Source organism: Roseomonas acroporae (genome assembly GCF_023223525.1).
GTDB lineage: Bacteria > Pseudomonadota > Alphaproteobacteria > Acetobacterales > Acetobacteraceae > Roseomonas_E > Roseomonas_E acroporae.
This window is the reverse complement of sequence record NZ_JALPRX010000102.1, coordinates 25,110-48,011: the sequence shown is the minus strand read 5'-3', so window position 1 is coordinate 48,011 and position 22,902 is coordinate 25,110. Positions and strand designations below refer to the sequence as shown.

The 22,902-nt window shown below is 74.3% G+C and carries 17 protein-coding genes; 11 read left to right on the top strand and 6 right to left on the bottom strand.

Annotated elements, in window-relative coordinates; genetic code table 11:
* The first annotated feature begins 55 nt into the window (after positions 1–55).
* The 3 genes from M0638_RS21585 (at position 56) to M0638_RS21575 (ending at position 4,002) form a co-directional block, all read left to right on the top strand.
* On the top strand, positions 56–748 hold the full coding sequence (locus M0638_RS21585) for a TetR family transcriptional regulator (RefSeq protein ID WP_248669021.1): 693 nt from the start codon (positions 56–58) through the stop codon (positions 746–748).
* A 308-nt stretch (positions 749–1,056) separates the two neighbouring features.
* Complete coding sequence (locus tag M0638_RS21580) at positions 1,057–1,494, top strand: phasin family protein (protein ID WP_248669020.1); 438 nt, start codon at positions 1,057–1,059, stop codon at positions 1,492–1,494.
* A 345-nt stretch (positions 1,495–1,839) separates the two neighbouring features.
* Positions 1,840–4,002, top strand: coding sequence for an FG-GAP-like repeat-containing protein (locus M0638_RS21575; RefSeq protein ID WP_248669019.1), 2,163 nt, complete (start codon positions 1,840–1,842; stop codon positions 4,000–4,002).
* Between the two features lie 129 nt (positions 4,003–4,131).
* On the opposite strand, the gene M0638_RS21570 is transcribed toward M0638_RS21575, so the two are convergent.
* Positions 4,132–5,505: an ATP-binding protein gene (locus tag M0638_RS21570; RefSeq protein WP_248669043.1), complete on the bottom strand. Its 1,374-nt coding sequence runs from the start codon at positions 5,503–5,505 to the stop codon at positions 4,132–4,134.
* Between the two features lie 471 nt (positions 5,506–5,976).
* On the opposite strand from M0638_RS21570, the gene accD reads away from it, so the two are divergent.
* The 6 genes from accD (at position 5,977) to M0638_RS21540 (ending at position 12,923) form a co-directional block, all read left to right on the top strand.
* Entirely contained in the window at positions 5,977–6,918 is a 942-nt protein-coding gene (gene accD / locus M0638_RS21565; protein WP_248669018.1) for an acetyl-CoA carboxylase, carboxyltransferase subunit beta, read from the top strand.
* Between the two features lie 331 nt (positions 6,919–7,249).
* Positions 7,250–8,527: a bifunctional folylpolyglutamate synthase/dihydrofolate synthase gene (locus tag M0638_RS21560; protein ID WP_248669017.1), complete on the top strand. Its 1,278-nt coding sequence runs from the start codon at positions 7,250–7,252 to the stop codon at positions 8,525–8,527.
* Positions 8,528–8,744: 217 nt separating this feature from the next.
* Positions 8,745–9,692, top strand: a complete 948-nt coding sequence (locus M0638_RS21555; RefSeq protein WP_248669016.1) for an HlyD family efflux transporter periplasmic adaptor subunit — start codon at positions 8,745–8,747, stop codon at positions 9,690–9,692.
* 244 nt (positions 9,693–9,936) lie between these two features.
* Positions 9,937–10,773, top strand: coding sequence for a universal stress protein (locus M0638_RS21550; RefSeq protein WP_248669015.1), 837 nt, complete (start codon positions 9,937–9,939; stop codon positions 10,771–10,773).
* A 189-nt stretch (positions 10,774–10,962) separates the two neighbouring features.
* Complete coding sequence (locus tag M0638_RS21545; protein ID WP_248669014.1) at positions 10,963–11,757, top strand: crotonase/enoyl-CoA hydratase family protein; 795 nt, start codon at positions 10,963–10,965, stop codon at positions 11,755–11,757.
* A 182-nt stretch (positions 11,758–11,939) separates the two neighbouring features.
* Positions 11,940–12,923: a TAXI family TRAP transporter solute-binding subunit gene (locus M0638_RS21540; RefSeq protein WP_248669013.1), complete on the top strand. Its 984-nt coding sequence runs from the start codon at positions 11,940–11,942 to the stop codon at positions 12,921–12,923.
* 145 nt (positions 12,924–13,068) lie between these two features.
* Here the strand turns inward: M0638_RS21540 and M0638_RS21535 are convergent, their stop codons facing one another.
* Complete coding sequence (locus tag M0638_RS21535; protein ID WP_248669012.1) at positions 13,069–13,443, bottom strand: hypothetical protein; 375 nt, start codon at positions 13,441–13,443, stop codon at positions 13,069–13,071.
* A 336-nt stretch (positions 13,444–13,779) separates the two neighbouring features.
* Between M0638_RS21535 and argB the strand changes: the two genes are divergently transcribed.
* Complete coding sequence (gene argB / locus M0638_RS21530) at positions 13,780–14,685, top strand: acetylglutamate kinase (protein ID WP_248669011.1); 906 nt, start codon at positions 13,780–13,782, stop codon at positions 14,683–14,685.
* Positions 14,686–15,025: 340 nt separating this feature from the next.
* Positions 15,026–16,423, top strand: a complete 1,398-nt coding sequence (locus tag M0638_RS21525; protein WP_248669010.1) for an alpha,alpha-trehalose-phosphate synthase (UDP-forming) — start codon at positions 15,026–15,028, stop codon at positions 16,421–16,423.
* A gap of 163 nt (positions 16,424–16,586) precedes the next feature.
* Here M0638_RS21525 and M0638_RS21520 read toward each other — a convergent pair whose 3' ends face one another.
* The 4 genes from M0638_RS21520 to M0638_RS21505 form a co-directional block, all read right to left on the bottom strand.
* Positions 16,587–17,558, bottom strand: coding sequence for a protein-L-isoaspartate O-methyltransferase family protein (locus tag M0638_RS21520; protein WP_248669009.1), 972 nt, complete (start codon positions 17,556–17,558; stop codon positions 16,587–16,589).
* Complete coding sequence (locus tag M0638_RS21515; protein ID WP_248669008.1) at positions 17,521–20,034, bottom strand: hypothetical protein; 2,514 nt, start codon at positions 20,032–20,034, stop codon at positions 17,521–17,523. Before M0638_RS21515 ends, M0638_RS21520 begins: the two co-directional genes overlap by 38 nt.
* Positions 20,031–20,936 (bottom strand): alpha/beta fold hydrolase, encoded by a 906-nt coding sequence (locus M0638_RS21510; protein ID WP_248669007.1) that lies wholly within the window; start codon positions 20,934–20,936, stop codon positions 20,031–20,033. Before M0638_RS21510 ends, M0638_RS21515 begins: the two co-directional genes overlap by 4 nt.
* A 109-nt stretch (positions 20,937–21,045) precedes the next feature.
* Positions 21,046–22,704, bottom strand: a complete 1,659-nt coding sequence (locus M0638_RS21505; RefSeq protein WP_248669006.1) for a hydrogenase large subunit — start codon at positions 22,702–22,704, stop codon at positions 21,046–21,048.
* Between the last annotated feature and the right edge of the window lie 198 nt (positions 22,705–22,902).

Sequence of the window (22,902 nt, the reverse complement as noted above, 5' to 3'; positions counted from 1 at the left end):
CCGTCCCCCGCGCCATGGCTTGGCGACGGCCCGGCGCGGTGCCATCTGCCCAGCCATGAGCGACACCGAGTCCGTCCCGTTCCCGCCCGGCGGCAGCGCCACCGATCCCGCGGAGCGGGCCATCGCCGCCTTCTGGGAGGTGGTGGCCCGGCATGGCTGGCAGGGCGCTACCATGGGGCGGATCGCCCGTGCCGCCGCGCTCGACCTCGGCGCGCTGCGGGGCATCGCCCCCACCGCCTGGCACCTGCTGCGCCTGCATGCCGCGCGGGTGGACCAGGCGGTGCTGGCCGGCACCGTGCCCGGGCAGGGCGGTTCGCCGCGCGACCGGGTGTTCGACGTGCTGATGCGCCGCTTCGACGCGCTGCTGCCCTACCGCGCGGGTGTCCTGCGCTTCATGGACGACCTGCCGCGCGATCCGCTCGCGGGCCTCGCCGTGACGCCGCTGCTGCTCTGCTCGATGGGCTGGATGCTGGAGGCGGCCGAGCTCGACCCGCGCGGCCCGGCGGGGGCGCTGCGCACCAAGGGGCTGCTCGGCATCTGGCTCGCCGGGCTGCGCGCCTGGCGCGCCGACGACAGCGTCGACCTCGGCACCACCATGGCGGCGCTGGACCGGGCCATCGAGCGCGCCGAGAAGGTCGCGCGCACGTTGCGCCTCGGGCCGGGCGACCGGTCCGTCACGGCGGAAGGCGACGGGCCGTCCTTCGGAGAGACGCCGGACGACGCGCCGCCCTTGCCCGCGGGACGCTGAGGCGGGCCGCCGGCGGGCCGGCACGCCCGGGGCCCGTGGGGCCGCGCCGGGAATGACGGGCGGCGGCGGAACGCGGCCTGGCCGGGGAGAGCCGGGTGCCGCGGAACGGTGCCGGCCGCGCTGCCCGCGTCCGGAACGGCGCAGCAAGGGAAGCACGGGCAGCGGGCGCCGCGGCCATCGTTACTTGCCGGAACCATGTTCCTGTCGCGGTTCTTGTCGCGGCGACGGGAAGAGCCCTGCGGGGTGCCTGTTTCTGACCGGGCGGAATGGTGGTAAGCCGTGCTGCAACCCATAAGCAGGAGGGCGCCATGGCTGAACTACCGGGGTTCAAGCCCGAGGACTTCATGAAGATGATCTCGGACTTTCGGGTTCCCGCGCTTTTCAACGCCGAGGCGCTCGCCTCCGCGCAGCGCCGGAACATCGAGGCGCTCTCGGCCGCCAACAAGGTGGCGCTGGAAGGTGCGCAGGCCGTGGCGAAGCGCCACATGGAAATCCTGCAGCAATCCATGAACGAGATGACCGAGGCGCTGCGCGCCTTCTCGACGCAGGATTCGCCGCAGGCCAAGGCCGCCAAGCAGGCGGAGATGCTCAAGTCCTCCTATGAGCGCGCCGTCTCCAACATCAAGGAGCTGGCGGACCTGATCCAGCGCTCCAACACCGAGGCGCTGGGCCTGCTCAACCGCCGCTTCGCCGAGGCGATGGACGAGGTGAAGACGATGGTCGCGGAGGCCGGCAAGAAGGGCTGAGCGCGGCAGGCGCGCCGCGCGGCATCCCGCGCGCGATCGGGCCCGGTCGCCGGACAGGCGGTGCGACCGGGCGGCGTCTCGCAGGATCGGCGGGAACGTTCCTGCTGTCGACATGCAGTAATGGTTGCGCCGGGGTCGCCGGATGATGCGTGTGAGCGGATAGAAGCACGGACGATGATTGCGGGCTGAATCCTCGCTGCAATCACGGATTGTTCTTTTGCATGAAGTGTTTTGATGCGTTGACGCGTTCCCGTGAAAATCCGGGATTCGACTGAAATTCGTCTTCAATGCGTAAGTAATTTTGCCTACCCGTAACTCGCAGTTAACCATGCGAGGTCCGGATCGATGTCTCGGCGCGTCACGGTCTTTTCCGCTACCACGGCGACTGGCACCGAACTCTGGCTGACGGACGGCACCACGGCCGGCACCTACCAGCTCAAGGAGCTCAATCCCACGGCGGGCGGATCCGGCAACCCCGCGAACTTCACCGATCTCGGCAACGGCCGGATGATCTTCACTGCCAACAACGGCAGCAACGGCAACGAACTCTGGGCGACCAACGGCACCACGGCCGGCACCACCATGGTGCGCGACATCCGCGTGGGCGGCTCCTCCTCCGATCCCGGCACCATCGTCTCGCTCGGCAACGGGCTCGCCGTGTTCGAGGCCTATGACGGGTCCGCCTACTCGCTCTACGTCACCGACGGCATCGGCGTCGCCCAGTTGAAGGCCATGAACACCACGGCCGGCGTCTCGCTCGGCGGCGGGCTGGCGCTCCTCTCGACGAGCAACCAGCTCTGGGTCAGCAACGGCACCGCGGCCGGCACCTACGCCATCGCGAACCTCAATTTCAACACCCCGGAATTCGTCGCGCTCGGCAACGGCAAGGCGATGTTCGAGGCCTACGATTCGACGCGCGGCTACGAGCTGTGGATCAGCGACGGCACGGCCCTCGGCACCCGCCTGGTGAAGGACATCTACGCCGGCAGCGGCAGCTCCAACATCACCGGCCTCACCTATGTCGGCAACGGCAAGGTGATCTTCGGCGCCGCCGACGGCACGGGGACGACCGGCAAGGAGGTGTGGATCAGCGACGGCACCGAGGCCGGCACGGTGCTGCTGAAGGATGTGCGGGTCGGCAGCAACGGCTCCTCCCCGCAGGACTTCACGCCGCTCGGCAACGGCAAGATCGTGTTCTTCGCCGATGACGGCTTCACCGGCAACGAGCTCTGGGTCACGGACGGGACGACCGCCGGCACCCACCTGCTCTACGACATCCAGCCGGGCAGCAGCGGATCCGGCTACTACAACGGAACCGGAATGACGGCACTGGGCGACGGCAGGGCCGTGTTCCAGGCCTGGACCAGCACGAACGGCTACGAGGCGTGGATCACCGACGGCACCACCGCCGGCACCTACATGATCAGCGGCAACAACACCGGGACCGTCGGCAATTTCCATGCCATCGGCAACGGCCGCTTCATCTTCGAGCAGGGCGACGGCACGCACGGCAACGAGCTGTGGATCAGCGACGGCACGGCCACCGGCACGCATCTGCTCAAGGACATCTACGACCAGCCCAACAGCTACTACGGCTCCAACCCGGGCAACTTCTCCTCCTTCACCACCTTCCCCAACACCACGACCGATTTCGACGGCGACGGCGTCAGCAACGTCCTGCTGCGCAACGACAACGGCATGCTCGCCATCTGGACGGTGAGCTTCGGCGACCTGATCGGCGGCGGCAGCCCGGGCACCGTCGGCAACGAATGGAGCATCCGCGACGTCGCCGACTTCAACGGCGACGGCCGGGACGACATCCTCTGGCAGCACACCAACGGCACGGTGCTGGTGTGGAACATGAACGGCACCACCGTGGCCGGCGGCGGCACCGTCGCGCAGCTCGGCGCCGAGTGGACCTTCCGCGCCGCCGCCGACTTCACCGGCGAGGGCGTGGCCGACATGGTGTGGCAGCACGCCAACGGCACCGTGGTGATGTGGAAGATGGACGGCACTGCCGTCATCGGCGGCGGCGGGGTCGGCGTGCTCGGCGCGGACTGGACCTTCCGCGCCGCCGCCGACTTCAACGGCGACGGCAAGGCGGACATGCTGTGGCAGAACAGCGCCGGCGCCCTGGTGCTGTGGCAGATGGACGGCACGCAGATCACCGGCGGCGGCACCGTTGCCGCGCTCGGCGCCGACTGGCACCTGCGCGCCACCGGCGACTTCAACGGCGACATGCGGGCCGACATGCTGCTGCAGAACGATGCCGGGCTGGTGGTGATCTGGTTCATGAACGGCGCGCAGATCGTCGGCAGCGGCACGCTCGGCGCGATCGGCCCCGAGTGGAGCATCAAGGGCACCGGCGACTACAACGCCGATGGCCGCAGCGACATCCTGCTGCAGAACGCCAACGGCATGGTCTACGACTGGCTGATGAACGGCGCGCAGATCGTCGGCGGCGGCGCGATCGGCGCGGTGGACCCGAGCTGGCACGTCATCGCCTGAGGCGAAGGCGCGGCGCGCGGTTGCCCTGGAGCCGTTCCAGCCTGGCTGCATCAGGCCGGAACGGCTCCAGCCTTTCGGTTTTCCGCATTTTCCGAGCCGCTGAGCGAGGACGCTCAGCTTGAAAATGCTCTAGACCGGCAGCCGCAGCCGCGCCCGGAGCCCGCCCATCGGGCTTTCCTCCAGCACGATCTCGCCGCCATGCGCCCGCACGATGTCGCGCGAGATGGCGAGGCCGAGCCCGGTGCCGCCGCCGCTGAAGCTGGCGAAGGGCCGGAACGCCGCCTCCCGCGCCGCCTGCGGGATGCCCGGCCCGTCATCGTCCACGGTGATCTCGGCCCAGTGGCCGCCCGCCTCGCGCGGCACCGCCGCCACGCCGACGGCCATGCGCCGCGCATGCCGGCGCGCATTGTCGAGCAGGTTGCCGAGGCAGCGGCGCAGCGCGTCCGCGCGCATCGGCAGCACCAGCCCCTCGGGCGCCGCCACCTCGACATCGGCGCCGGCGCGGCGGGCATTCGCCGCCACCTCCTGCACGAGCTGCACGAGGTCGCCGGGCCGCGGCTGCTCCACCGCCTCGCCGCGCGCGAAGACGAGGTAGGAGGCGATCATGCGCTCCATCTCCTCGACGTCCTGGGTCAGCTCCGCGGCGTCGCCCTCCGCCTCGCGCGGCAGCATGGCGAGGCCGAGGCGCATGCGCGTCAGCGGCGTGCGCAGGTCGTGGCTGATGCCGGCCAGCATCTCGGTGCGCTGCGCGATGAAGCGGCGGATGCGCTCCTGCATGCGGTTGAAGGCGGCCGCCGCCTGGCGCACCTCGGTGGCGCCCTCGGGCTTGATCGGGCCGGGGTCGCGGCCGGTGCCGAACGCCTCGGCGGCGGCGGCGAGGCGGCGTATGGCGCGCACCTGGTTCTTCATGAACAGCGCCGCCACCGTGAACACGATCAGCGCCGTGCCCACCAGCCACAGCACGAAGAAGTACAGCGTGGTGGTGAACAGCCGCTTGCGCGGCGCCTCGACGTGCAGGACGCCCTCGGGAAGCTGCACGCGGATGATCACGCTGCGGCTGTCGGTCTGCCAGTCGGTGTCGAAGGGCAGCCGCACGCGCTCGGAAAGCGCCTGGTCGAGGTCCTCCTCCAGCGGCAGCAGCGGCAGCGAGGCGGGGCGCGGCTGCACCGGCCCGAGCGTCGCGCCCCGCTCGAAGGCGAGGTTGAGGTCGAGCCGCCACGCCGCCTCGCGGAAGATCCAGCCCTGGCTGTCCGCCGGCTCGCGCCGCAGCAGCTCCACCACCATGCCCACGTCGCCCGCGACGCCGCCCGCGAGCCGGCGCGAGATGATGTTGAGGTGCCCGCCGTAGAAGGCCTGCAGCGCCACGGCCTGCAGCACCACCATCGGCAGCAGGATGATGAGCAGCGAGCGCCCGAGCAGGCCGCGCGGCAGCAGGCCGCGCAGGGCACGCGAGAGGCGCTTGCGTGGCGGTAGGCTGCGGTGCCGGGACGCGGGGCCCGGCACCGCCGACGGGGGCGGCGGGGGAGGGAAGGCTTCCGCGCCGGCCGCGGCGTGGCGCGGTGGGGGCGGCGGCCCGATGGCGGCCTCCAGACGGGTTTCCTCGTTCACCCCGGCATTGTCCGGCCAGGGTCCGGCGGGCGCAAGCGCGGCGGGGAGGCCGGTCGCCGCGGCCGGCCCGCGGCCGGAAGGCGGGGACGACGGGCCTGCGCCGGGGAGGCACGTGTCGGGGGGGGGCATGCCCGCGGCTGCATGCCAGGGTGGCGTGCCCGGGCTTGCGCCGGGGGGCCGCCGCGCCTACTCCCTGGCTCCGCAACCGCACTCTCGAACCCGCCGGCCGGCCCGTGCCCGGCCGGCCCCATGCCCCGGCTGCGCCCGCCCCGACCCCCGTCCCCGGACCCGCCCCCGGTCCCGGCCGCCGGAGCCGGCCGGCGGGGCAGGACGGCAGGAACGGACCCCCATGGATCGGATCCGCGCGTGAACTGGATCAGCGACTGGGCCCTGCCCAAGATCCAGACCCTGTTCGGCGCCAAGCGCGACGTGCCCGACAACCTCTGGCACAAGTGCCCGGCCTGCGAGCAGATGATCTTCCACCGCGACCTGGAGCGTGGCCTCTACGTCTGCCCGCACTGCGCCTACCACATGCGCGCCGGCGCGACGCAGCGCCTGCAATGGACCCTCGACGAGGGCTTCCAGCGCATCGAGCTGCCCAAGGCCCCCGCCGACCCGCTGCGCTTCCGCGACAGCCGCCGCTACGTGGACCGGCTGCGCGAGGCCCAGGCCAAGATCGGCCAGGACGACGCGGTGCTGGTCGCGCATGGCGCCATCGAGGGCGAGCGCGCCGTGGTCGCCGCCTTCGAGTTCAATTTCATGGCCGGCTCGATGGGGTCGGGCGTGGGCGAGGCGCTGGTGACGGCGGCCAAGCTCGCCGTGCTGCAGGACGCGCCGCTGATCGTCTTCACCGCCTCGGGCGGCGCCCGCATGCAGGAGGGCGCGATCTCGCTGATGCAGATGCCGCGCACCGTGATCGCCTCGCGCATGGTCAAGGAGGCCGGGCTGCCCTTCATCGTGGTGCTGACCGATCCCACCACGGGCGGCGTCACCGCCAGCTTCGCCATGCTGGGCGACATCCAGATCGCCGAGCCCGGCGCGCTGATCGGCTTCGCCGGCGCGCGCGTGATCGAGCAGACGGTGCGCGAGAAGCTGCCCGAGGGCTTCCAGCGCGCCGAGTACCTGCTGGAGCACGGCATCCTCGACATGGTGGTGCCGCGCCCCGAGATGCGCGCCACCCTGGCCCGGCTGATCGGCCTGCTGCGCAACCACGAGCGCGCGCCGCTGGCCGAGGCCGAGCCGGTGCCGGGCCTCGCCGCGCTGCCGGCACCCGATGCGGCGCGGGACGAGGCGACCCAGTCTTCCTAGGCGCCGCCGCCCCGGTCCCCGCTTCGTTCATCGGAGAGGGCTCCGCCCTCCCCGGCCCCCGCCTCGTCATCGGAGAGGGCTCCGCCCTCCCCGAACCCCGTCTTGTCATCGGAGAGGGCTCCGCCCTCCCTGGAACCCACCCGCCAGGAACCTCAGGTTCCTGGACCTCCGCAGACGTTTCCGACCTCGCAGGTTCAGCCGTCGTGATCCATTTCCCGGAAGGGGTTTCCAAAGGGGCTTCGCCCTTTGGCGGGGTGCAGGGGCGGAGCCCCTGGCGGGGTTCGGGGCAGCGCCCCGCCGCTGGCCTCCCCACCCCCGGGAGCACCGCCCCGTGAGCCGCGCCGAGGCCGTCATCGACCGGCTGCACGCCCTGCACCCGAAGCTGATCGACCTCAGCCTCGGCCGGCTGCACCGGCTGCTCGCCGCGCTGGGCCACCCGGAGCGCCGCCTGCCGCCCGTGCTGCACGTCGCCGGCACCAACGGCAAGGGCTCGACCTGCGCCTTCGCCCGCGCCATCGCCGAGGCGGCGGGGCAGCGCGTGCATGTCTACACCTCGCCCCACCTCGTGCGCTTCCACGAGCGCATCCGCCTCGCCGGCACGCTCGTCTCCGAGACGGCGCTGCTGGCCGCGTTGGAGGAGGTGGAGCGGGTGAACGCCGGCGCGCCGATCACCGTCTTCGAGGTGACCACCGCCGCCGCCCTGCTGCTGTTCAGCCGCGTCCCGGCCGACCTGCTGGTGCTGGAGGTCGGGCTCGGCGGCCGGCTGGACGCCACCAACGTGGTGGACCGCCCCGCCGCCTGCGCCATCACCAGCATCTCCATGGACCACATGGACTTCCTGGGCGACGACCTCGGCACGATCGCCGCCGAGAAGGCGGGAATCCTCAAGCCCGGCGTGCCCTGCGCCACCGGCGCGCAGGATCCGGCCGCGCTCGCCGTGCTGGAGACCACCGCGCGCGCGGTCGGGGCCCCGCTGCTCGTGCGTGGCCGCGACTGGCGGGTGGCCGCCGCGCCCGACGGCCTCCGCTACGCGGATGCGGGCGGCACGCTCGACCTGCCGCCGCCGGCGCTGCCCGGCCCGCACCAGGCCGACAACGCCGGCATCGCCATCGCCGCGCTGCGCGCCTGGGGGCCGGCCTGGCTGACCGACGAGGCGATCGCGCACGGACTCGCCCAGGCGGAATGGCCGGCGCGGCTGCAACGGCTGCGCGGCAGGCTGGCGGCGGGGCTGCCGGCGAGTTGGGAGCTCTGGCTGGATGGCGGCCACAACGCGGGCGCGGGCCTGGCGCTGGCCGCGCAGTTCGCGGACTGGGCCGATCGGCCGCTGCACCTCGTGGTCGGGATGAAGACGGGCAAGCAGACGGGGGAGTTCCTCCGGCCGCTGCTGCCGCATGCGGCGAGCATCCTGGCGGTGGCCGAGCCGGGCCAGCACCTCGCCATGCCGGTCGAATCGGTGATCGAGGCGAGCGGCGGGGTGGCCCGGCCCGGGCCGACCGTGGCGGCGGCGCTGGCCGCGCTGGCGGCGGCGGGCGGCCCGCCGGCGCGGGTGCTGGTCTGCGGCAGCCTCTACCTCGCGGGCGAGGTGCTGAAGGCGGACACGCCCGGCTGACGCCGCGCGCCGGGCCCGCGCCCCGTCGGGTACCTCCCGCCGCGGCGCCGTTGCCGGAGCGTTGTCCGGGCGCCGCCGCCGGAGGGCGGAGAGCCGGCGGGGAGCCCATCGGGGCGCGGTCGCGTTTCCACCCCGTGACAATCCGGCGGCTCCGCTGGCAAAAGCGCGCTTCCGGCGCGCCCCCGGCGCCGCCGCCCATATCGTTCGAGGATGCTCAGTGCGGAACCGTCGCAGGCTGCCGAAGGCGATCGGGGTGACGCTCGCGGTGGCGCTCGTGGCAGCGCTCGGCTACGCCGGCTGGTCCTGGTTCGCCGCGCCCGAGGTGCCGGCCGGCTTCCTGCGGGTGCCCGGCCGGCTGGAGGCGGACCTCATCGAGGTCACGACGCGCGCCGGCGGGCGGCTGACCGACATCGCGGCCGAGGGCGCCGCCCTGGCGCAGGGTGCCACCGTCGCCCGCTTCGCGCCGACCCAGATCGGCACGCTGCTCGGCCCGGCCGAGCAGGCCGTGCGCGACGCCATCGCCGCCCGCACCGCCGCCGAGGCCGAGACGGCGCGCCGCCGCGCCGAGCGCGACGCGGCGCTCGATGCGCTGAACCGTGCCCTCGACCTGCAGCGCCGGCGCAACCCGGCGCCGGCGCCGGTGGAGGCCCGGCGCGCCACGCTGGACACGGCCGAGGGCAATCTCGCGCGCGCCACCGCCGCGCAGCGGCGCGCGGCCGAGGCGGTGAGCCAGGCCGAGGCGGCCGTCGCGGAGTTGCGCGCCGCCTCGGCCGGCGCCGCCATCCCGGCGCCGCGCGCCGGCCGCGTGATCGAGCGTGCCGCGACCACCGGCGGCACCGTCGCGCCGGGCGGCCGGGTGGCGACGCTGATGGACCCCGCCACGCTGCGCCTCGTGGCCCAGGTGCCGGCCGAGGCGGCGGCCCGCCTCGCCGGCGGCGCCGAGGCGCGCGTGCTGCTCGACGGCCTGCCCGACCTGGTGCTGCCGGCGACCGCGTCCACAGGCCCGCCCGCCGGCGCCGGTGCCGGCACCGTTCCGGTGACGCTGCGCGTGCCGGCGGACCGGCTGCGCCAGCTTCCCGCTTCGGTCCGCCCCGGCGCCGCCGGCACCGCCTGGCTGCGCCTGGACCGCGACGCGGCCTGGCCGGATCGACTGGCGCCGCGCTGACGGGGGCGCCGCCGGCCGCCCGCCCGCGGGCGCATCGGGAGGGCAGCGGGCAGCCTTGCCGTGGCGCCGCCGCCGCCGCAACCTGCGACCCCGACGGTCTGCCTCCGTCCCCGCCGCGGGTGTTCCGCCCCGAGGTGGATGGCCCGAGGTGGATGGCAGGACGCGGCAGGTCGCGCGGAACGGAAGCCGACGCCCCGGGCCGGGACATTCCCGGTGCCGCGACGGTGGCAAGGGAATGGCCCGCATGAGCTTCAAGACCCTGATGGTGCAGGTCGACGCCGCCGAGGCGGATTCGCCGGTGCTGCGGCTCGCCGCCTCGCTGGCCGGGCGCTTCGGCGCGCGCCTGATCGGGCTCGGCGCCGGCGCGCTGATCCCGCCCGTCACCGATCCGACCGCGGGCGCCATCGCCGTGGCCGGCCTGCTCGACGTCGAGGAGGAGCAGATCCGCGGCGAGCTGGCCGAGGCGGAGCGCCGCTTCCGCGCCGCCGCCGGGGACACCGGCCATGCGATCGAATGGCGCGCCTTCATCGACTACCCCGCCGAGGCGCTGGGCCGCGAGGCCGCCGCCGCCGACCTGCTGATCCTGGCCCGCCGCCCCGAGGACGCGCCGGCGGCCAGCACCGCCTTCGCCGATCCCGCCGACGTGCTGATGCGTGCCGGCCGGCCGCTGCTGCTGGTGCCGCCCGGCGTCTCGTCGCTCTCGGCCCGGCAGGTGGTGGTGGGCTGGCGCGATTCGCGGGAGGCGCAGCGCGCCGCCGCCGACGCGCTGCCCTTCCTGGTCGAGGCCGAGGGCGTGCTGGTGACGGAGGTCTGCGAGGCGGAGGAGCTGGAGTCGGTGCGCGAACGGCTGGCCGACATCGTCGCCTGGCTCGGCGGCCACGGGGTGCGCGCCGAGGCCGAGGCGGTGACGCGGCAGGCCGACAGCATCGCCGACGAGGTGATGCTGGCCGCGGCGCGCCGTGGCGCCGACCTGATCGTCGCCGGCGCCTATGGCCGGTCGCGGCTCAGCGAATGGGTGTTCGGCGGCGCCACGCGCGGCCTGCTGACGCATGCCACGGTGCCGCTGCTGCTGAGCCACTGACGCCGCCCGGCCCGGGCGGCAGCGCGCGGGGATGCCCGGGGCGGGCCGCGTGGGCGGCCGCGCGCCCGGGGGGCGGCATGCGGATCCGCGTTCACGCGGGCCGGTCCGGCCCGGCGCCGGGAGCGCGCCGCCGGCCGCGGCGGGTCGGGCGCGGTCGGAAGCATTTTCCGGAAGGGAGAGGAAACGAGGATGAGCGACTTCCTGCTGTTCGAGCGCGACGGCCCGGTGGTCACGCTGACGATGAACGCGCCCGAGAAGCGCAACGCCCTGTCGATCGAGGGCGGCTCCACCGAGGCCTTCCTCGACGCCTGCGCGCGCATCGCCGCCGAGCCGGACGTGCGCTGCGTGATCCTGACGGGCGCGGGCTCGGCCTTCTCGGCGGGCGGCGACCTCAAGTCCATGCGCGACCGCTACGGCATGCCGCCGCTGGAGATCCGCGAGGGCTACAGGCGCGGCATCCAGAAGATTCCGCTCGCCCTCTACGAGCTGGAGGTGCCGACCATCGCCGCGGTGAACGGGCCGGCGATCGGCGCCGGGCTCGACCTCGCCTGCATGTGCGACATGCGTATCGGCGCCGAGAGCGCGCTGTTCGCCGAGAGCTTCGTCTCGGTCGGCATCGTGCCGGGCGACGGCGGCGCCTGGCTGCTGCCGCGCGTGGTCGGGCGCGCCAAGGCGGCCGAGATGGCCTTCACCGGCGACCGGCTGGACGCGCGCGCGGCGCTGGAATGCGGCCTCGTCTCGCAGGTGGTGCCGGATGCGGAGCTGCTCGGCGCGGCGAAGGCGCTGGCGAGGCGCGTGGCGCGCAACCCGCCCGGCGTGCTGCGCCTGACCAAGCGGCTGCTGCGCGAGGGCGAGCACATGCGCCTTTCCTCGCTGCTGGAGCTTTCCGCCTCCTTCCAGGCGCTGGCGCACAGCACCGAGGACCATCGCGAGGCGCTCGACGCCTGGTTCGAGAAGCGCCGGCCCGACTTCAAGGGGCGCTGACCGCATCCGGGCCGGGCCGCGTTCCCCCCGGCATCCGCCTGCCGGCGGGCGGGGCGCGGGGCGGAGGCGGCCGCCGTGCCCCGCCGCGCGCGCCGTGCCCGCACGCCCCGGCGCGGCCATGGCCGCTGCGCCGGTTCCCGGGAATGGGCTATATCTCCCCGCCAGCAACGGGGAGGACCACCATGACCGCAACCACCCGCCGGCGCATCCTGGCCGGCGCGCCGGCCCTGATCGCCGCCGCGTCGCTGCCGGGCGTCGCGCGCGCGCAGGCGACGCAGCTCGCGATCGCGACCGGCACGACGGGCGGCGTGTACTACCCGCTCGGCGGCGGCCTCGCCAACCTGCTCAGCCGCCACATCCCGGGCATGAGCGCGACCGTCGAGGTGACCGGCGGCTCGGTGGCGAACAACCAGCTTCTCGGCGCCGGGCGCGTCGGGCTGATCTTCAGCCAGGTGGATGCGAGCGTGGACGCGGTGGCCGGGCGCGACCGGTTCCGCGGCCGCCCCGTGGCGGTGCGGGCGCTCGCGGTGCTCTACACCAACCGCATGCAGGTGGTGACCACGGCGGCCGCCGGCATCCGCTCCATGACCGACCTCAGGGGCAGGCGGATCTCGACCGGCGCGCCGGGCTCGGCCACCGAGCTGATGGCGCTGCGGCTGATCGAGGCGGTCGGGCTCGACAAGGACAAGGATTTCCGCGCGCGCGAACGCCTCTCGCCGGCCGAGAGCACCAACGCGATCAAGGACGGCAAGCTCGACGCCTACATGTTCGTCTCGGGCATCCCGACCAGCGCCATCACCGATCTCGGCGCGAGCCCGGGCGTGGAACTGGTGCTGATCGACCACGCCCAGTACATCCCGAAGATCGTCGAGAAGTACGGGCCGGTCTACTTTCCCGAGGTGATCCCCGCCGGCACCTATCCCGGCCAGCGCACGGACAACCACCAGATGTCGGTGGCCAACATCCTGGCCGCGCGCGACGACATGCCGGCCGAGCAGGTGACGCGGATCCTGCAGGTCGCCTGGGAAGGGCGGGAGGAGCTGGCGCGCGTGCATGCCGAGGGCAAGGGCTTCCGGCTGGAGACGCAGAAGACCGCGGCGGCCGGCGTGCCCTGGCACCCCGCCGCCGAGGCGTTCTGGCGCGGCCAGGGTGCGACGCTGAGCTGAGCGCCGCCGCAGGGCCGCGTGACGCGGGCTTCCGCGAGGCCGCGAGGTGGCGCCCGGCGCGCAGACCGCGCCGGGTGTCGCCCGGCGCGTTCCCGGCCGGCGGCGGCGCGACGCCGCCGGCGGGCGGAGCGCCGCGCCACGGCCGCTACTCGGTGACGGCGCGGGTGGTGCCGGCCTGCCGGTTCCAGAACAGCGTGATGCGCGAGATCCGGCACAGGTCCAGGTTGCGCCACTCGCTCGTGTCGCCGTCCGCGTAGACGACCTTCATGTCCCACCGGCAGGTCGAGGCGGCGGGATTGAACCGGATGCCGGTGGCCCGGCCGGCGGGCAGGGTGTCCTGGCCCAGCACGTCGCTCCCCCAGGCATCGGCGCTGGTGGGGCTCACATAGACCTCGTTGATCTCGTAGCCGGTGCTGTTGGCCAGCGAGAAGTCCAGGCGGCTCTGGGCCTGCGCCCCGCCCGCGGCGAGCGGGGAGAGCAGCATGGCGGTGGCCAGGATGGCGAGGCGGCGACGTCGCATCGATGATCTCCACGGGGCCGTGCCCGGCACGGCGCCGCGCCCAGGATGCCGACGCGTGTGCGAAGCGCCGATTAACGGCGCGCGGGGGATGCACGGCGCGGCGTGGCGTGCCCGGCGCATGGCAGCGGCCCGGCCAGGGAGGGGCTGATCCATGGCTTGTGAGTTGGCCTCGCGCGGCGGCGATGGCACGCAGCGCCGGCCCGGCAGGCGCCCGCGCCTCTGGACGTGCGGCGCCGATCCCGGCTTGATGCCGCCTGCGGCCGACGCCACGGCCCTTCCCGCGGGCCGCCGCGCGGGGCCAGCCCAAGTTCCGTTCCAGCCCGAGGCCGCCCGCCCATGACCCGTACGCCGCCGACCACGCCCGATGCCGCGCACGACTCCACCCACGCGCTGGTCGAGGCGCTGCCCTTCCTCAAGCGCTACGACGACGCCGTCATCGTGGTGAAGTACGGCGGGCACGCGATGGGCGAGGAGGAGACCGCCCTGTCCTTCGGCCGCGACATCGCGCTGCTGGAGCAGGTCGGCATCAGCCCGGTGGTGGTGCATGGCGGCGGGCCGCAGATCAACGCCATGCTCAAGCGGCTCAACGTGCAGAGCACCTTCGTGCAGGGCCTGCGCGTGACGGATTCCACCATGATGGACGTGGTGGAGATGGTCCTGGCCGGCAGCGTCAACAAGCAGGTGGCCGAGATCATCACCCGTGCCGGCGCGACCGCGGTCGGCGTCTCCGGCAAGGACGGCAAGCTGATCCGGGCCCGCAAGGTGACCCGCCGCGTGCGCGACAAGGAGACCGGCGAGGAGCGCGAGCTCGACCTCGGCTTCGTCGGCGAGCCGGAGAAGATCGACCCGCACGTGCTGCGCCTGCTGATCGGCGCCCAGATCGTGCCCGTGGTGGCGCCGGTCGGCGTCGGCGCCGACGGGCAGACCTACAACATCAACGCCGACACCGTGGCCGGCGCCGTGGCCGCGGCGCTCGCCGCGACCCGGCTGCTGATGCTCACCGACGTCGCCGGCGTGCTGGACGCCGAGGGACGGCTCATCCAGGAAATGACCGCGGCCGAGGCGCGGGCCGGCATCGCCTCCGGCATGATCTCGGGCGGCATGATCCCGAAGGTCGAGACCTGCATCCACGCGGTGGAGAACGGCGTCGCCGGCGCGGTGATCCTCGATGGCCGCGTGCCGCACGCCACGCTGCTCGAACTCTTCACCGACACGGGCTGGGGCACGCTGATCCGCCCCTGACGCCGCCGTTCCGGCCGGCGGTAGCGGTGCCGCGAGGGTGATTCCGGCGCCCCGGCGCGGGGCTGGGCACGCTGCCGTGAAGCGTGCAGAATGTTTCCGGATGCTACGGAGCCGAGGTGCAAAGGCGACGGCAGCCTGTCATGCTGCCGGGAAAGGCGGAGGTGTCGGCCAGCTTCATGGAAAAGGTGCATCGACTTGCAACTGGTCGGGGTCTCGTGCGTGAAGGCATCGGCAGGCCGCATGCCGGCGGCCATGGCCTGGTCGTGACGGCCGGCAATGGCGGAGACGGGACCCGGGCCGGTCGGCCGGTTCCGCTCCCGGCCATGCCGGTGGAGGGAGCATGAGTCGCATCGTCGTCGTGTCGAACCGCGTGCCCGTGCCCTCCGGCAATGCCGGACAGGCTGGCGGGCTCGCCGTGGCCCTGCTCGGGCTGATGGAGCGCCGCGGCGGCCTCTGGTTCGGCTGGAGCGGCGCCGTCACCGACAGCCGCGCCCCCGGCCAGATCGACGAGCCCACCCTCGCGCAGCGCGGCTCCATCGGCTACGCCACCGTGGACCTGACCGAGGCCGAGCACCGCGGCTACTACGCCGGCTACGCCAACGGCGTGCTGTGGCCGATGCTGCACGCCATGCCGCACCTGATGGCCTTCCGGCGCGCCGACCTCGACACCTACCGCGAGGTCAACGAGCGTTTCGGCAAGGTGCTGGCGCCGCTGCTGCGCGACGACGACCGGATCTGGGTGCACGACTACCACCTGCTCTCGCTGCCGGCGGCCCTGCGGAAGCGCGGCGTCGGCAACCCCACCGGCTTCTTCCTGCATGTCCCCTTCCCGGATGCCGACAGCGCCATGGCCGCGCCGGGCATGCGCCACCTCGTGCGCGACGTGCTGGGTTCCGACCTGCTCGGCTTCCAGACCATCGCCGACCGCGACCACTTCGCCGAGGCCGCCACGCAGTTCGCCGGCGCCACGCGCCACGACGAGCAGCACCTGCTGGTGGAGGACCGCCGCGTCCGTCTCGGCGTCTTCCCGGCCGAGATCGACGCGGCCGAGTTCGCCGCCACGGCCGAGGCCCAGTCGCGCACCGAGCCGGTACGCCGGCTGGCCCGTTCGCTCGGTGGCCAGTCGCTGCTGATCGGCGTCGACCGCATGGACCCGACCAAGGGGCTGCCGGAGCGCCTGGAGGCCTACCGCCGGCTGGTCGCCCGCCTGCCGGAGCGCGGCGGCGTGACCCTGCTCCAGATCGCCGCACCCTCGCGCGAGGACGTCGCCGCCTACCGCCGGCTGCGGCGCGAGCTGCACGAGGCGGCCGGCGCGCTGAACAGCGGCCTCGGCGAGCCGGACTGGACGCCGCTTCGTCTCGTCGCCCGCACGGTGAACCGCGACACGGTGGCGGGCTACATGCGCCTCGCGCGGGTGGGCGTGGTGACGCCGCTGCGCGACGGCATGAACCTCGTCGCCAAGGAATACATCGCGGCGCAGGACCCCGTCGATCCGGGTGTCCTGGTGCTCTCGCGCTTCGCCGGCGCGGCGGCGCAGCTCGACTCCGCGCTGCTGGTCAACCCCTACGACGCCACGGAGACGTCCGAGGCGATGCAGCGCGCCGTCTCCATGCCGCTGGAGGAGAGACGCGAGCGCTGGAAGGCCGGCTGGGCGGCCATCGCCGCGACCAGCCCGGAACGCTGGGGCGAGACCTTCCTCAACGAGCTGGCCATGATGGAGCCGGCAGGCACGGCCTGAATCCGGCGGCCGCGCCCCGCCCGCCTTGTTCGTCAGCCTGGACGAGGGCGGGCGCGGCACGGCCGGGCAGGGGGTCGCATCGGGGGCCGGGGAGCTTCCGCCCCAACGGGGGCGACCGCAGGGAAGGCGGCGCCTTCCCTGCCGGGGCATCGCGGCGCTCCCGTCACTCCTGCGGCGCGGACGGCGCCTCCGTGGCGGCCGCCGGCGCGGGCCGGGCCGGTCGGGGCTCCGGCGTCGCGCCGTTGGCCGGGTTGTCGCGCGGGGCGGGGCGCGACATCATCGCGCCGGTCATCGGGATGAAGAACACCCCCACGTCGCGGCGGGAGTGCACCTTGCCCTCGGCGTCCTTGGTGTAGACGTAGAGCACCTGGCCGCGCTTGAAGGGCTGGCCGATGGGGATGATCATCCGCCCGCCCGGCTTCATCTGCCGGAACAGGTCGGGCGGCGCGTACTGCGCGGCGCAGGTGACGATGATGATGTCGAAGCCGCCCTGCACCTCGGGCCAGCCGAAATAGCCGTCGCCGACGCGGGTCTCGACGTTGTCGTAGCCGAGGGGCGCGAAGATCCTGCCCACGCCGCGGCCCAGCGGCTCGATCACCTCGATCGAGTAGGAGCGGCGCACGATCCGCGAGAGCAGCGAGCTCTGGAAGCCGCTGCCGGTGCCGATCTCCAGCGTCACGTCGTTCGGACCCGGGCGGCAGAGCTGCGTCATGTAGGCCTGGCCGAGATAGTCCGAGAGGGCCGAGCCGTAGCCGATCGCCCAGGGCTTCGGGTTGCTCTCGTAGGCGTCGCCCGGCGTCGCGATGCCGCCCGCGTAGACGTAGTGGTAGTACTCGCGCGGGACCTGGCGGAACGCCTCCATCACGCGCGGATCGGCCGAGCCGAGGCGCTCCTTGAGGTAGCTCTCGATCCGCGCCAGCGCCGCCGGCTTGCGCGCCTGGATGGCGTCGAATTGCGCGTCGGTGAGGGAGACGTTGCGGCCCGAGCGGCGCATCGCCTCCTCGTAGGCCTCGCGGGTCCAGGGGCGGTCCGCCGCCCGGGCGGGGCGGGGGAGGGCGGCTTGCGTCAGGGCCAGCGCGGCGGCGCCGGTGACGAGGCTACGGCGTGACGGGGCGCCGTTCGGCGTTTGCGGCAAGGGCGGTGTTCCTGGCAATGGGGAAGGTGGCTGCGGCGAGGGCGTAGAGCAGGATTCCTGTCAGGATGATGACGTCGAACCCGGCCTCCCGCGCCAGCAGGTTGGCGAGCGGCGTCGAGACCACCGAGAAGGCGCCGTTCAGCGCCCAGGCCCAGGGCAGCAGCCCGCCCATGCCGCCGGCGCGGGCGAGGCCGAGCGGGAAGGGCAGGCCGAGCGCCACCGAGCCGGGCGCCACCAGCAGCAGCACCAGCGCCGCGCGCGCCGCCCAGGGCAGGTCCAGCGTGCCGAGGATCAGCGGCTCCAGCCCCAGCAGCAGGGCGGCGCCCCAGGCCAGCACCACCCCGGTCGCGAGGTACATGCCGCGCCGCGGATCGGCGCCGAAGCGCCCCGCCAGCATGGAGCCGAGGCCGGAGAAGACCAGCATGCCGGTCAGCACCAGGGCGAAGCCGCTGGTGCGGTCGTTCAGCCAGAAGGAGGCGCGCTCGATCAGCACGATCTCCAGGAACAGGAAGCCGAGGCCGAGGCAGGGGAAGTAGACGATCGCCCGCGCCATCACCGCGCGCGGTGCCTTCACGCGCCCCAGCAGCGGCACCAGCAGCACCAGCAGCGCGATCACCAGCGCCTGCGCCAGCACGGCGAGGTTGACCAGCGCGCCGATCTCCTGCTGCGGCAGGATCTCCAGCCGCTTCAGCAGCGTGCCGAGTTGGTCGAGCCGCAGCACGGCGTAGAAGGCGGGGCGGTCCAGCGTGACGGGGCGCAGGTTGAACGCCTCGGCGGAAGGCGTGTCGCGGGCCTGCAGCACGGCCACCGCCTCGTCGGCGATGGCGTCGGCGGGGCCTTCCGAGGTCACCTGGCCGCTCTCGAAGGAGACGGCGGGCAGGTCGTTGTAGAGGTGGTCGCGCGCGGCGTCGGCGTCGAAGCCGGGGTGGTAGACGATGTCGAAGGAGCGTTCGTCGGCGAAGCGGCGCAGCGCCTCCAGCCGCGCCGCGTCCCAGCCGCTGCGCGAGACCAGCACGCGCACGCTCCAGGCCGAGCGGTACACCGCCACCTGCGCGGCGGGGTCGGCGACGCCGACGGCGAGCAGCCCGGCGCGCACCGTGGCGAGGAGGCGCAGCGCGTAGACCGGGAAGTCGCGGATCGAGACGGGCAGCGAGAGCACGCCGTCCGGTGCCAGCGCGTTCCAGTAGGCGGCGATCGCCTCGGCGGAAAGCGCGCTGGCATTCGCCTCGGCGGCGTCGAGGAAGTCGGCCGAGAGGTCGATCACGTCGAAGCGCCGCCCGCTCCGGGCGGCCCGGCGCGCGACGGCGAGCGGGCTCTCGCCGGAGATCGTCAGGCGCGGATCGGGCGGCAGGGCGGGGGAGGGGCCGAAGCCCTCGGTCAGCGCGCCGCGCAGCACCGGCTCCGGCTCCAGCACCGTCACGTCGGCGGCCCCCAGCGTCAGCGCGCCGCGCGCGCGGAAGCCGCCCGAGGCGCCGGCCAGCAGCACCCGCGCCTCGGGGCGCAGCAGGTAGGGCAGGGCGTCGAGCGCGGAAGGCGCGTAGCCGGTCTCGGCGCCCTCGGGGCGCGGCAGGGCGGCGATGCGGTTGCCGTCGCGGTAGAGGCCGAAGCTGGTGGGCGGGCCGGGCAGGCCGAGCAGACCCGCATTGTTGGAGATGTCGGTGTCCACCCGCTCCATGAAGTCGTCGAGCAGCAGGTAGTGGCCGCGCGGCGTGCGGCGTTCGGCCACCACCTGCGCGTCCGGCACGTGCAGCGGCGCGTAGATCGCCTTGAAGTCGTTGAAGTCGGGCTGCGGCCCGAGGCGCAGCAGCGCCTCGCCGCCGAGCAGCGCCAGCAGCGCCGCCGCGACCATCGCGCCGCGCCGCCAGGGTGCGAAGAAGGCGGCCGCCGCGAGCGGCACCAGCAGGGCGGGCACGAGCTGGAAGGGATGCAGCACCAGCATCAGCCCGAGCGCCAGCATGGCGCCGCAGCCCGCGCCCAGCAGGTCGAAGCCGTAGGTGCGGCCGATGCGGTCGGCGTTGAGGATGAAGGAGAGGCCGATATAGGCGCCGGCCAGGAAGAACACCGGCAGCAGGCAGGCATAGTACAGCGCGATGTTGCCGACCTGCCCCTGCCAGGTGGCGGGGTTCTGCAATTGGAGCGGGTTGAACGGGTTCGTCACCGTCCAGTGGAAGCCCAGCGCCGCCGCCGCCACCAGCAGCACCGGCAGCACGGAGAGCAGCACCTTCCCGTGCCGCGCCGCCCGGTCGCGCGCCAGGGCCAGCACCACGCCGGAGAGCGCGAAGCCCACCATGACGATGGAGATGACCCAGTAGCCGTACTCCGACCACTGGGCGACGGCGAAGTAGCGCGCCAGCGCGATCTCGTAGCCCACGGCGGCCATCGAGACGAGGAAGAGCGGCGCGAGCTTCGCCCAGCGTTCCGGCGCCGCCGCCGGCCGCGTCGCCGGGGCGGGTGACGTCCTGCTCTCCGCGTTCACGACGGCCAGACCCGGCGCTGGATGAAGTCGAGCAGCATGGCGTTGAAGCGGGCGGGCTGGTCCACGAACATGGCGTGGCCGGCATCGGGGACGATCACCGTCTCGGCGTTCGGGTGGTTGCGGGCGAGGTTGTCGGCCTGCCCCGCGAAGCGCGGCCGCACCACGTAGAGCACCGGCTTGCGGGTGGAATACACGGCCTCCCGCCAGTAGCTGCGCGGCACCGGGTAGCGCAGCAGGGCACGGCTGGCGGGCTCGGGCAGGCGCAGCGCGTCCTCGGTCAGCCGGTCGAGATAGGCGGCGGAGCGCGGCTCGCGGAACATGCCGCGCACGAAGCCGGCCATGCGCGCCTCGCGCGAGAGCCGCGGCCCGGCCGCGCCGCCGCGCGGCGGGGTCGGCGGCGGGTCCTCGCCGATGGAATTATCGACCAGCACCAGACCGGCGATGCGGGAATCGCCGTAGTCGTGCAGGTAGGCCAGCGAATCCAGCACCCCGAGCGACCAGCCGACCAGCACCACGGGTCCCCCGCCCAGCCGCGCGATCAGCTCGCCGATATCGGCGCCGCGCCGGTCCTGGGTGTAGCCGCCGGGCGTGACCTCGGATTCGCCCTGGCCGCGCGGGTCCAGCGCCACGGCGCGGAAGCGGCCGCCGAAGGCGTCGAGCTGCGGCGACCAGATCCAGGCCGGCATGCTCCAGCCCGGCACGAAGACCAGGGTGCGGGCGCCTGAGCGTCCATCGGGGCGCCCGGCTTCGAGGTAGTGCAGGCGGGCGCCGTCGCTGGTGGCGAACCAGCGGCTTTCCGCCGCCGCGTGGGCGGGCCCGGCGAGGAACGGGGCGAGGAATGGCAGGGCGCCCGTCGCCGCCAGGGGCACGGCCAGGGCGCCCCGGCGGGTCAGGCGGGGCATGCCGGCAAGGGCAACGGAGGCGGGCGGCCTGTCAACCGTAACCCGCCCGTGACACGTCGTTTCGGGCCGGGTGTGGGATGCCCGACCCGGTGGTGCCGGCGGCCGGCGGTCAGAGGTCCACCCCGCTGTAGGAGCAGTTGAAGCTCTTGTTGCACAGCGGGAAGTCCGCGACGATGTCGCGCAGCACGGCCAGCTCCAGCAGCGGCCACTGCATCCAGGACGGATCGCGCACGAAGGCGGCCTCGATCAGCCCCTCCCGGTCCAGGCGCAGCCAGTGCAGCACCTCGCCCCGGAAGCCCTCCACCAGCCCGACGCCCTCGCCCGCGCCGGCGGGCAGCGGCACCTGGACCGGGCCGGGCGGCAGCGCCGCGAGCAGCGTGTCCGCGAGTCGCAGGCTCTCGCGCAGCTCGGCGACCCGGATCCGCACCCGCGCATCCACGTCGCCGGCCGTCAGCACCGGCACCGCCACGCCCAGCGCGCCGTAGGGCGCGTAGCCCGGCCAGAGCCGCGCATCCGCCCGCCGCCCGCTGGCGCGGCCGACATGGCCGCCGGCCCCGTAGGCCGCCGCCAGCGCCGGGGCGACCGCGCCGGTCCCCACCGTCCGGTCCTGCAACGAAGCCGTGTTGTCGTAGAGCCGAAGCAGGTCCGGCACCGCCGCCGCGACCACCGACAGCGTCGCCTCCAGCGCGGCCGCCCCCTCCGGCGCCAGGTCGCGCGCGACGCCGCCCGGCACCACCACGTCCATCAGCAGCCGGTGGCCGAAGGCGGCGTGGCAGGCGCGCAGCACGCCCTCGCGCAATGCGCCGCAACTCGCATGCGGCAGGGCGAAGGCGGCGTCGTTGCAGATGAAGCCCCAGTCGTTCAGGTGGTTGGCGATGCGCTCCAGCTCGGCCAGCAGGGCGCGCAGCGCCAGCGCCCGAGGCGGCGGCGGGATGCCGGCGGCGGCCTCGGCGGCGGCGGCGAAGGCCCAGGAATGCGCCACCGCGCTGTCGCCCGAGATGCGCGAGGCGAATTTCGCGGCGGCGCGCGGCGAGCGGCCGCGCAGCAGCGAGAGCGTGCCCTTGTGCGTGTAGCCGAGCCGCGCCTCCAGCTTCAGGATCGCCTCGCCGCGGACATGGAAGCGGAAATGCCCGGGCTCGATCACCCCGGCATGCACCGGGCCGACCGGGATCTGGTGGATGCCCTCGCCCGCGACGGGGATGAATTCCGGCTGCGGCGGCGGGTCGTCGTGGCGGACGGGGCGCTCGGCGAGCGGCCCGGTCACCGGCCAGCGGCCGTGGTCGAGCCAGGGGCGCGGATCGGCCCCCTCGGCATCGAGGCGCCACAGGTCGCGCGTGGCACGTTCCATCAGCGCGGCGCCGGGGCGCACGGGAGAGAGCGCCGGGTAGTGCCCCTGCGGCGCCGGCAGGCTGGCGAGCAGCGGCAGGCCGGCGGATTCGTCGAGGAAGGCGGCGTGGACCATGCCCGGCTCGCCCCACAACCCGAGCAGGACCGTGGCCGGATCGGCCGCCAGCGCCTCGCGCAGGGCGAGCCAGAGCCCGGGGGTGAGCAGGTAGCGCTCGAAGGGACGGGCGCCCTGCGGCCGGCCGGTGCGGATCAGCGCGGCCGCGGGGCTGTCGGGGCCGACCGGCGCGAACGGGGCGATCACGAAGGCTTCGGGCGCGGCGGCATCGGGGCTGCCCGGGGCGGCCGCATCGGGAACCGGCCCGGCCGGCATGGCGGCCGGACCCTCGTCGGCGGCGGCCGCCGGGCCGGCGGGCGGCGGCACGGGCGCCGCCGCCGCGCCGTCCGGGCCTCCGCCGCGCGCGGCGGAGGCCGGTGCCGGAACGGCATCCGGTCCCTCGGGGAGAGGCGCCATGGCCGGGCCGGCGGCAGCGGGCGCGGCGCCGCCCGCCGGCGGCGCGGCGGGTTTCGCCGGCATCGCGTCCGGTGGCCCGTCCGGCGGCGCCACCGCATCGCCTTCCGG